General features: G+C 56.1%; 6 protein-coding genes. 5 read left to right on the forward strand and 1 reads right to left on the reverse strand.

From position 1 onward, the window contains the following. The 4 genes from VGE80_RS12035 to VGE80_RS12050 form a co-directional block, all read left to right on the forward strand. The coding region (locus tag VGE80_RS12035) for a hypothetical protein (RefSeq protein ID WP_440592839.1) at nt 1–395 on the forward strand (395 nt) is incomplete at its 5' end. A 311-nt stretch (nt 396–706) separates the two neighbouring features. Beyond that, complete coding sequence (locus VGE80_RS12040) at nt 707–1,408, forward strand: PEP-CTERM sorting domain-containing protein (RefSeq protein ID WP_440592840.1); 702 nt, start codon at nt 707–709, stop codon at nt 1,406–1,408. Between the two features lie 494 nt (nt 1,409–1,902). Further along, nucleotides 1,903–2,808, forward strand: a complete 906-nt coding sequence (locus VGE80_RS12045; protein WP_397569108.1) for an SMP-30/gluconolactonase/LRE family protein — start codon at nt 1,903–1,905, stop codon at nt 2,806–2,808. Nucleotides 2,809–3,007: 199 nt separating this feature from the next. Then, on the forward strand, nt 3,008–6,199 hold the full coding sequence (locus VGE80_RS12050; protein ID WP_440592841.1) for an error-prone DNA polymerase: 3,192 nt from the start codon (nt 3,008–3,010) through the stop codon (nt 6,197–6,199). Between the two features lie 182 nt (nt 6,200–6,381). Here VGE80_RS12050 and VGE80_RS12055 read toward each other — a convergent pair whose 3' ends face one another. Further along, complete coding sequence (locus tag VGE80_RS12055; RefSeq protein ID WP_440592842.1) at nt 6,382–9,426, reverse strand: tetratricopeptide repeat protein; 3,045 nt, start codon at nt 9,424–9,426, stop codon at nt 6,382–6,384. Nucleotides 9,427–9,723: 297 nt separating this feature from the next. Between VGE80_RS12055 and VGE80_RS12060 the strand changes: the two genes are divergently transcribed. Beyond that, nucleotides 9,724–10,443 carry an ankyrin repeat domain-containing protein gene (locus VGE80_RS12060; protein ID WP_373653260.1) on the forward strand — a complete coding sequence of 240 codons (720 nt, stop codon included), beginning with the start codon at nt 9,724–9,726 and terminating at the stop codon, nt 10,441–10,443. The last annotated feature ends 358 nt before the right edge of the window (nt 10,444–10,801 follow it).

Consider the following 10,801-nt stretch of genomic DNA (forward strand, 5'->3'; position numbering starts at 1 on the left):
GCGCGTTCGTGGCTCACATCGGTCAGGCCGAAGTCTACGTGTACCACAATGGGCCTCTGCGAAAGGTCTTCATGGACGCACGCCTGGAAGTCTGCACCCAGCAGACATTCCAACTCTACAACGGCATTCTCGCAGCAATGGCGGCAGGTGACCCGATCTGGCAAAACCTGTTTCGGGAAGGAGAACCTCCCGTCGTGATTCTCGATAGTCGCTCATCGCGACCCGCGATTAATGGGATGCTGCAAAACCCGACCTGGCGTCTCGTCTTCGCCGACAAAACGGCAGCGGTCTTTTTACACATCGACACCGCAACCAGACTCTCATTGCCCCCTGTCGACCCGTCACCGCTGATGTATCCCGATGGTGAGCCGAAAGAAAAGAGCCGGGGAAAATAATCACCGGAATCCCACAGCGCAACGCGCATGAGACACGTAGCCTCGCGTTCCGACCCAGAGAGAGTCAAAGGCGAGGGAGACCTGACGCGGTCCCTGCCAGAGCGTCTGCGGCCGCCAATACAGCGGCGGAAAGTGTGCCAGCAGGATTTCTAACGCTTCGATTTCCTTCGAAAATGAAGGCCTGCAGGGCCGTATTTGCCCCCCCGCAGAATTGTGCGTGCGATTTTTTAATCTTCTTGCGTTCTCCTGAATCCGACCGCTATTCTGTTCACGTATTAGAAACTCACATTTGAACAGTAAAGGTTGCATCCGTGAAAAGCCTGACGTTTTGTTCCCTCTTCGCCGCGACCCTGTTTGCAGAACTCCTGCTCCAAACAGGTCATGCCACCGCAGCGATGGTAACCTATGCTGATCTGGCTTCGTGGAGTGCGAATGTTTCCGGTATCACGACAGAGACGATTCCCGACCCAAGTCCGAATACGTTCGTCGACTTCGGACAAGGTGACGCCTCTCATTCCTACGGAAGCCTGATGTTCAGCCAGTCCACATCCGTCAACGATCAGGATAGTTTTCTCAGTCTTTACAATATTGGCCCCCTGGCGTCTGGGGTCCCTGCGGTGATCTCGGCACAGAACTCCTCTCCCGGTAGCACGCCTGAAGCAGTCAATATCCTGATCGAGTTCTCCGGACCGGTTCATGGATTCGCTCTGAATTTCGGGACGTTCCTCGGATACGACGTAACATTTACACTCTCGAACGGAAACAGCTTCACACAATCCTCGACTGCCAGCGACTATACTCTGCTCGATTTTGTCGGCGTGACAGACGACGTCGCATTTACCTCGGTTCTGCTGCAGTCGACGGAACTCGAAGCCGTGTTGAACATCAACAACATTTCTTTCGCCACGACATTCGCCCCGGTTCCCGAGCCTTCGACGATGGTCCTGGCGGGAATGGGAGGACTGGGCCTGGCACTCGCTGCGCATCGTCGACGAGCCAGGCTTGCGGCCTGAGCGATGGCGGCAACTCGTTGCAAACGTCCATCACCTGAGCCGGTATCCGCAAATGAGACCGAATCGACTGAATTGTCAGCCGGTTCGGTCTCTTCTTACAGGGTTGCGATATCCAGGGTTGCGATATCGGCTCCATCGCGATCCGCCGGACCACGTGCTGAGGTGGAATCGGCAGGACCTCGTTCCTGATCCTTCATTCCTGATCCCTCGGCAACGCGAGGAGGAAGGGGGAGGTCGGTCTTGAGGCCTTCAGATTTCCAATTCGGCTTTCCTGCCGAAGGATCGACAGGGCGAATTGCAGAGGAGACTCGCAGAGGAGACTCGTAGAGGAGAAAAGCTTTAGAAACGAGACGCCCCTCCCGGTCGCCGTCCGCTGAACCAAAGGCTCTCTGGCGACACATCCCACCTTGGGGGCTGAGTTGAATTCTCGGCCACTTCTTCTATGCTGCAAATCGTAAGCGGTCCCTGACGAAGAATACCCCAAGGAGTTGCCGATGCTACGCGTGATCTTGTCCTGCCTTGCGTTTGCCCTGGTTTGTGACGGCCTGACACAGGCTCAATCAAAGAAGACCGTTGCGGTCGGCAAGAACCCCGAAAGCGTCTGTCGAGGTTTCGATGGTAAGCTTTACGTCACCGTGATCAATGATGAAGTCCCCGGCGATGGGACTGTCGTTGCCGTGGATGGTGAAACGGTCACCGTCTTCGCCAAAGGATTCAATGCCCCCAAGGGAATCGCATTTGTCGGTGATTACCTGGTGACGGCCGATGAAACGACCCTGTGGAAAATTGACAAAACCGGCAAGGCAACCAAGCTCGCCGAAGCCAAGGACTTCCCTCATCCGATCGAGTTTCTGAACGACGTCGCCGCCGGAAAAGACGGTGCCAGCGTTTACGTGAGCGAAATGAGCTCCCCTGCTCCGATGTTCGATCCCAGTGGCGAACGCAAGTTGTGGGCTCTGGACAGCAAGGAAGCCAAGGACCTGCCGAAAAAAGGGACCATCTACAAGGTGACCCTGAAAGGTGACGTCAGCGTCGCTGTTCCTGCGGGCAATTCCGCCGTTCGATTCCCTAACGGTGTGACCGTCAGCGAAGTCGCCGATGAGGAAGGAGTCTTCGTGGGAGAATTCTTCTCGGGCGAGGTCGTCCAGTACCATGACGGCAAATTTGTATCCCTTGCCTCGGGGATGCGCGGGATCGATGGACTGACCGTGACCAAAGACGCGATTTACGCGTCGAGCTGGATTCAGGGCAAAGTCTGGAAGGTGGACCGCAAAACCCGTGAAGCCAAGGTCATTCTGGAAGGCCTGAAGTCGGCCGCTGACTTTTACTACGACGCCAAGAACAAGCAGCTGGTCGTCCCCGACATGATCAGCGGAACACTCGTTTTCCTGCCCCTCTAGTCAGCGGCATCCCCGCTTGCCAGAATAGACCACAGGAATCAGGAAGGGCGAAGCGTGCCTGCATTTGCCGGTGCTTTGCCCTTCCGTGGACCTTTCCAGTGGCACTCATTCCCTTCCCCGGGCGACTCTGCGTGACCGAACATCCGGAAAGGTGATTTCAAGCAATCCCAAGGAAGGATTTTTTTGATGCCAGGCACGTATGCCAGAACAACCATTTCCGAAACTGCGGCCGCCTCACCATCCCGCGCTCGCGTCGCCTGACCCGAAGCCTTGCGTCCCGGAAGCAGGCTTCGCCGAGCTCCACTGTTTCACCAATTACTCTTTTCTTCGCGGCGCATCCCACCCGGATGAACTTGTTCAGCGAGCCGCAGAACTGGGCTATGCCGCGCTGGCGATTACCGATCGCAACAGCCTGGCCGGGGTTGTCCGTGCTCATGCCGCCGCTCGGCAGATCGGGCTGAAGCTGCTCATCGGTGCCGAGATCTCGCTCCAGGACAGCAGTACCGCGATCCTGTTGTCGATGAACCGCAACGGTTACGGGCACCTTGCCCGGTTACTGACTCTGGGCAAGCGGCGAACCATCAAAGGGGACTGCCAGCTCTTCTTCCAGGATTTGGCCGATCACCATGAAGGCTTGATCGCCTGTGTCCTGCTCGATTCGAACCGGCCGGAGGAACAGGCGACCGACCTTCGCCGCTGGAAGTCGCTGTTCGGGGACCGCTGTTATGCCCTGGGGCACCTCCATCTGGGTCCCTGCGACAGTCTGGCTCTCCAGCAGTTTCAATCGATCAGCACTGCGGCGAATGTGCCTCTCGTGGCGTGTAACAGTCCCCTGTATCACGAACCACAACGCAGGTACTTGCATGACGTTTTGACGGCGGTCCGCCTGAAATGCACCGTCGCGGAACTGGGTGCCGCCCGACTGCCGAACGGGGAACGCCACTTAAAATCGGGCGACGACATGCGGCGACTGTTCCGCGACTGCCCCGAGGTCGTTTCGCGCTCAGTGGAAGTTGCCAATCGCTGTAAGTTCTCGCTGGATGAACTGCGATATGAATACCCTGAAGAACTGGCTCCTCCAGGAAAAACCCCATTCCACTGGCTGCAGCAACTGACCTGGGAAGGGGCTCGACACCGTTACCCGGACGGAATTCCACCGCATGTTGAAAACCTGCTGAATCACGAACTGAAGCTGATTGAAAAACTGCACTACGAGGCTTACTTCCTGACCGTCTGGGATCTGGTCCGATTTGCACGATCGCGGAAAATCCTGTGTCAGGGACGCGGGTCCGCCGCGAACTCGGCAGTTTGCTACTGTCTGGGAGTCACCTCCGTTGATCCCGAAAAGATCGACGTGCTGTTCGAGCGGTTTATCTCGCAGGAGCGGGACGAGGCTCCTGATATCGACGTCGACTTCGAGCACGAGCGCCGCGAAGAAGTGATCCAGTACATCTATCAGAAATATGGCCGTGAACGGGCCGGCATGACGGCGGAAGTCATCTCCTATCGTCCCAAATCCGCAGTCCGGGACGTCGGGAAGGCATTGGGCCTGTCGCTGGACCGAGTCGATGTTCTCGCCAAGACCATGGAGCATTCTCGCAGTGATCCGGCAGTGATGGCCGACCGCTTCGCCGCCGTCGGGTTTGATCCACATTCGCGACTGGGTCGCCAGTTAATCATTCTGGTCGAGCAACTGCTCGGGTTCCCCCGTCATCTGGGACAGCACACCGGCGGTATGGTGATGACCAAGGGGCCGCTCTGTGAACTGGTTCCGATCGAAAATGCGATGATGGCCGATCGCACCGTGATTGAATGGGACAAGAACGATCTCGACGCACTCGGAATCCTGAAAGTGGATTGTCTGGCCCTCGGGATGCTGACGGCCATCCGGAAGTCATTTGAACTGCTCAAGGTTCATAAAGGAATCACGTGGACACTGGCGACACTTCCGGCCGAAGACACTGAAGTCTATGCCATGCTGTGCCGTGCGGAATCGATCGGCGTGTTTCAGGTCGAGTCACGAGCTCAGATGAGCATGCTCCCTCGATTGAAGCCGAATTGCTTTTATGACTTGGTCGTGGAAGTGGCGATTGTTCGCCCCGGCCCGATTCAGGGAAATATGGTCCATCCGTATCTTCGCCGTCGCAGCAAAGAAGAACCGGTCACCTATCCCAGTGAAGCCGTTAAAAAAGTTCTCTTGAAGACGAATGGTGTTCCCATCTTTCAGGAACAGGCCATGCAACTGGCAGTCGTCGCGGCGGGGTTTACTCCGGGTGAAGCCGACCAGTTGAGGCGCGCCATGGGAGCCTGGCGACGGACCGGGGTCATGGAAAAATTTCGAGCCAAACTGCTGGACGGGATGAGGGCCCGCGGTTACGAGGAAGACTTCGCCTTGCGCCTGTATGAACAGATCCAGGGGTTTGGAGAGTATGGGTTTCCCGAGTCCCATGCCGCGAGTTTCGCACTCCTGGTGTATGCGTCCGCATGGCTGAAATGCCATGAGCCTGCCTTCTTCACGGCGGCGCTGCTGAACAGTCAACCGCTCGGCTTTTATGCCCCATCGCAACTGGTAGGCGAGGCCCGACGCCAGGGGGTGGAGGTGCGCGGGGTTTGCGTGAACCAAAGCAACTGGGACTGCACGCTGGAACCGGTCTCCCCACCGACGCACCACGCGGCCCAGCATTCCTTTGCCCTGCGACTTGGGTTTCGCATGATCCACGGGATCAGGCGTGACACCGGCGCCCGAATTGAATCTGTCCGCAAAGTCTCCTTGTTCCAGTCGCAAGAAGAATTTTCATCGCGGACCGGACTGGGACGGGCTGAACTGGCGCTGCTGGCCAAGGCAGACGCTTTTCATTCCTTCCAGGCAAGACGGAGAGAGGCGGTTTGGCAGTCGATGCTGCCCCGTGAAAGGTCTCCGCTGTTTGACCGGGTTCCGGATGCCGAAGAGAAACCGGCTCTTCCCGTGATGACCCCGGTACAGGAAGTTGTTGCTGACTATCAGACGGCCGGACTGTCACTGCGCGGACACCCCTTGAAATTCCTGCGCACCGAGCTTGATAAAAAGAATATCGTGCGTGCCCGTGATCTGCTGGTCCTGGAAGCAGACCGCAAATACCGTGTCGCCGGTCTGGTCCTGCTGCGACAACGCCCCAGTACGGCCAAAGGGATCACGTTCATGACGATCGAGGACGAGACGGGAACGACGAATCTTGTCGTTCACGTCAACATCTGGGAAAAGTTTCGACTGATCGCCCGCGGCGCCTCGGCCATCCTGGCGCGCGGGATCTTGCAACGCCAGGAGGCGATCGTGCATCTGGTCGTTGATCACTTAACCGACCTGTCAGAAGAAGTCGGTCGCTACCAGGACGCCTCCCGCGATTTCCGATGACCGTCGAACCCGTTCGAATCCGTCGTCGTTCACGTCCTCTCCAATCACCGCAGTGCGACCACGGTTTTGGTGTGAGATATATCTATAGCAAGCAAGATGTTATTCCCGGAATGGGCACCATGTCGCACGGGGACCGAGGCGTCGTTCGACTCTTTCTGCCCACACAGGAACACGTAGCTCGGTCAGAACGCAGGCCCCGAATTTGAGCCAATAAGTTTGGAAATCGAGCTGAGATGATGGTGCGAAGAGAAACGAGGCCCACGGCTTCTGTTTCGCTCACGTGTTTTCCAATCGCCTTGGCCTTCTCGCACAGCCTGCGCCAGTTTCGAAGCCGTCAATTGAAACAGCGGATCAGGTTTGACGTCCGGCACGTCCCGTACGTTCTCTCGCAGAACGGTCCAAAGTCGGGCCAAATCTGTGACTTCGCTAATATCGAGCACGGAATGTTTTCCAGTTGGATCCAACCGCAGAATCGCAAAGGTAGCCTGGTCCCGATCGGTGTGTATCGTCCCCGTCCTGTGTGGGGTTCTGCAAATCTTCGCCCAAGCATTGAGATAATCAGGGTCGAGACGAACCGCTTCTTCGAATGATCTTAATGCCTCTTCATATTTCTTTTCGGATTCACGCAGATAACCGAGAAGATAATGAAGTCGCGGATGTTCGGGCTTCTCTGCCACAAGCCGTGAAAAAACGTCATTGGCAATTTTGACCGCCAAGGGTCCTTTGAAAACCCCTTCGCAGCCAAAGCAGTGGCTTTCTACACGACCGAAACTGTCGGGCATCAGTTCGAAGGCACGCTGATAATGTCTGGCTGCCCCTTCCATGTCTCCACTATCCGCCAACTGAACCGCGAGCCGCGACTGAATACAGTAGGCGTCTGCGAACAGCAGCAGGCTGGCCCGGTACATCCTGATTCCGCGGGACAACATTCCCTGGACATAGTGCTGATCAGCCAGCTCTGCCATACGAATCGCTTTGACGGCCCCCTGATAGACTTTTGCCGTCTCTGAATTTCCCTGCTTCAGGATCTCCGCAAGGACGGCATAGACTCGCATGCGGTCCCCGCCCCCCTGCTCTCCGTCAGACGGATCAATCGCGATTGCCTGTCTGGCGAACTGCTCCGCTTTCACAAGATCTCCCCGATCCAGATAGTATCTGGCCAGCCAGATGAGGGGCCGCTCTTCAAACGCATCCTGAGCAAACACCCCCTCCGCGAACGGAACGAATTCATCCCCCGCCAATTCCAGCGCCAATTGCCAGCCCGGATCGTATCCTGGCCACTTCTCAGTGATTACCTTCGCGATTGCCAGTGCTTCCTCGTGTCTCCCCATTGCTGCAAGAGACTTGGCGGCGATTAAGGGGAGAGGAGCACGAGAGCGTTGCCCATGGCCGCTTTCGGGGGCTTGACTGTTCTCGAGCATCGTTCCAATGTCAGGATCTTTCCACCAGGGTGCTTCTTCGAGTAGCGTCAAAACGTCTTCTACACGTTCCCCGGCGTGGTACACGCGCGCGAGCTGATGAAGAGGCGAACGTTCATCAGCATCATATTGGAAAGCAAATCCATCCTTCTGACGAAGCCGCGCAACCAGTTCCTTGATGCAAAGTCGTTCGGCACGGGCCAGTTGCTTCACTTCAATAAGCAGCTCAACAAACTGAGCCAGGTAGTACGATGAAGGCTCTTCATTAAGCAGTTTCTCGGCAATATCCGTCCCCCGAGTGATCCATTCGTCCCGATCGAGCAAGCGGCCAATTTCCGCCACTTTTAAGGCCAATTCAATATCCGATGCTCCACGATTGTCGTCGTTGCCTGCCTGTCCGTCTGGCAAAATCTGGAATGCGAAAGCGACCGCCTCGTCAATCCGGTCGGCTGAAAGAAGCGCATCAACACGGATGATCTCCAACTGACGCCGTGCCATCAGCGACAGCTCATCGTTGGCGATGGCCTCGTCAACCACCGGGAGCGCATCCTGACTTCGTCCGTTCTGAGCGGACAATTCGATGTAGAATTCCCATAAGGGCAGTTCGGGGTTGGCTTTCAAAGCGTCGTTGAGAAACGTATAGAATTTTTCCGCATGTCCGAGACGCTCCAACTCCGGCAGAATCGAGCGAATCTCGTTGATTGAAATCTGAACACCACCTCGCATTTCCAGCGGAGGCTCCTTCAGGAATTTGACGACATCTTGTTGCCGGTCACGGACGATCAAACCTATGAGATAGTATGCCACTGGCAAGTGGTGATCTTCGCGATGGAACCACTCCCGCTGGGGTTGAGGAATTGTGCTGAACCGCTGAAAGAGATCGACAGCATCGATTGAATGACATAAGTCCCAGTATGGCTGTGATAACTCGTTGAGATGTTCTATCGCGAGTTCTCTTGCCAGGACCAGAGTTTCGTTGTCCTGCTTTTCCGAACGACGTAGCACGCCAAAGTTGAGTAGGCCCCCTTTCCGCTGAAATGCCCTTGTCAGTAAGATGGTTGCCTCTTCATGTCCGACGAGACGAACAAGATCAGGAATAACCAGTTCATCGAACTCCCCCGATGACGCAATCTCAAGTTTCGAACGGAACACTGCCAGAGCTGACTTCTGTTCCAGTTCACCCTGCAATTCCCGCAAGCGGACGAACGCAAAGTCTCGAAAGTAGTCATCCGCATCCTTGGACTGGAACATGTTCGTAATCGCGGTAAAGAGCCCTCCTCTACCATTTCCTCCCTTCGCAGGATCAACAATCCGGAGCCCGCGTTCGAGGTCTTCCTTGAATAGATCCATCCGGCCGAGCAAGCGGTGCCCGAGCATTCGTAACGCAATCGCATTGATCTGTTCTCGTTCGCTCCCCTGAATCGGACGAGTATCGATCATTTGCACCAGGTCAGGCCAGGCCGCCGGGGGTGGCAAGGCGTCAATGAGCTTTCCCACCTCGATATCCTCATGGACTGATGATGACAGGTTTGATGTCGCTTTCCACAAATCGTAAACCTCAATCCACGCCGCTGCAGCATCGGGCGGTGTCAACAGGTCCAATCGGGCCGGAAGTTCCTGAATTTTCTTGGCGACGATCGCGATTTCGTCGCTGTCGTCCGACACCTCAGAAAGCTCTTGTACGGCTTCCAGCACCCGCTTGGCCCCCACAAGTTCCTCCGCGAAACTGATCGGCAACTGGAAATCCAAAACCCGCGACAAGATCAGAATCATCGCCATAACGAGAGAATAACGTCGGCTGCGTGACATAAACTGTCCTCGGTCGAAGTTCGCATAAAGGATACGCGTGATAAAGATGATTCTGGCATAACGTCTTCGTGATCGCCAAGCGAAGATGGCGATTTTCTTAGATTGCTTCACTCACAACAAATTGCATACTTGTATCAGCGCGGTTCACAAGTCAAAGATAAGCTTATCGCGCAGCAGGACGAAGATCGTATTACGGTGTCATGGCAGATATTGCAGATGGGGTGAATCGGTACCGAATTCTCGCCCGCCAACACCGAGTTCACCCATCTGATGCTGGTTCGCAAAACGGAATCTCTGATGTCGCTCCCACTTCTCCGGCGGCTTGCCGAAGGCCGCACTGACCTGGTCTTTGAACTGATTGGCTCAGGCATGTCCGCGACCAGTACGGATGAGCAAGGAACGCCTCTGCTGAGCTGGTGTGCCTATTACGGAGACGTCAGCGCGATCAAATTCTTGCTTCAGCATGGTGAATCGCTCTCCCGGCTGGGTGACAACCTGGATCTCAGCGGTGCGGCCTTTCATGGACACTGGCGCCTCTGTCAGTATCTGATCGAGCACGGAGCCGATGTAGACTGGCAACAACCTGATACCGGCGAATCGCCTCTACACGCGGCCCTGTGCACAACAATCCGACTCGCCCATGACCTGGTTCTCAAAGTTCTCTTGCAAAGCGGCGCGAACCCGAATTGCGTCACACGTCCCAATCGGGAGACAGGATGCTTTATGCGAGATTGTCGCACGAAAGGAGAAACTCCATTACACCGTGCCGCCGCGTTTGGAACAGAAGAGACAATTCAATTGTTGCTGGACGCGGGTTCCAATCGCGAGGCGAAGGACCAGCACGGAGACTCACCCCTCGCCTGGGCCAGTTGGTATGCGCGGCCCGATTCGATTCTTCGCCCTCTCTGCTACGGCCCCTACAACATCCGTGCAGGGCGAGCATCGATGGCTGCCAATGTGCTCGGGCGACCGATCCCCCAAAGTACTGGCAATTACGGGGGTGACGATTCTGACTAATAACTCGTCGCACTCTGTGCACTGACTGAAAATGAAGAACGCTTTCCGGAACAGGTACGCCACCCCACAAGATAATGGCATGTGGACAAAGTGGGACAGGTACCTGGAACGAAGCATAATCCGCATCGATTCAAGCGGACTTCGGAGCCTGTCCCCCATTCTCCAATAGCCTGATGCGACACCTCACGGGGGAGCTTCCACACCCCGCTCGGTCGCTCAGGGCCAGCGCGCACTCGGCGGCGAATAGGTAAGATGGGGTAACTTGCGCCAGGGGCTTCATCATCATACCTTGATGCGATTGTTTGCGACAAGAAGCGAGCTGCGGCATTGAGGTGGATCATGGCGAAGAAAGACTCTG

Origin of the sequence: Schlesneria sp. (assembly GCF_036405755.1) — a bacterium.
Lineage (GTDB): Bacteria > Planctomycetota > Planctomycetia > Planctomycetales > Planctomycetaceae > Schlesneria > Schlesneria sphaerica.

What these genes read in the sequence shown, in the direction of transcription:
- VGE80_RS12055 (WP_440592842.1), bottom strand. Translation starts at nt 9,426, where the DNA reads ATGTCACGCAGCCGACGTTATTCTCTCGTTATGGCGATGATTCTGATC.
- VGE80_RS12045 (WP_397569108.1), top strand. Translation starts at nt 1,903, where the DNA reads ATGCTACGCGTGATCTTGTCCTGCCTTGCGTTTGCCCTGGTTTGTGAC.
- VGE80_RS12060 (WP_373653260.1), top strand. Translation starts at nt 9,724, where the DNA reads ATGTCGCTCCCACTTCTCCGGCGGCTTGCCGAAGGCCGCACTGACCTG.
- VGE80_RS12050 (WP_440592841.1), top strand. Translation starts at nt 3,008, where the DNA reads ATGCCAGAACAACCATTTCCGAAACTGCGGCCGCCTCACCATCCCGCG.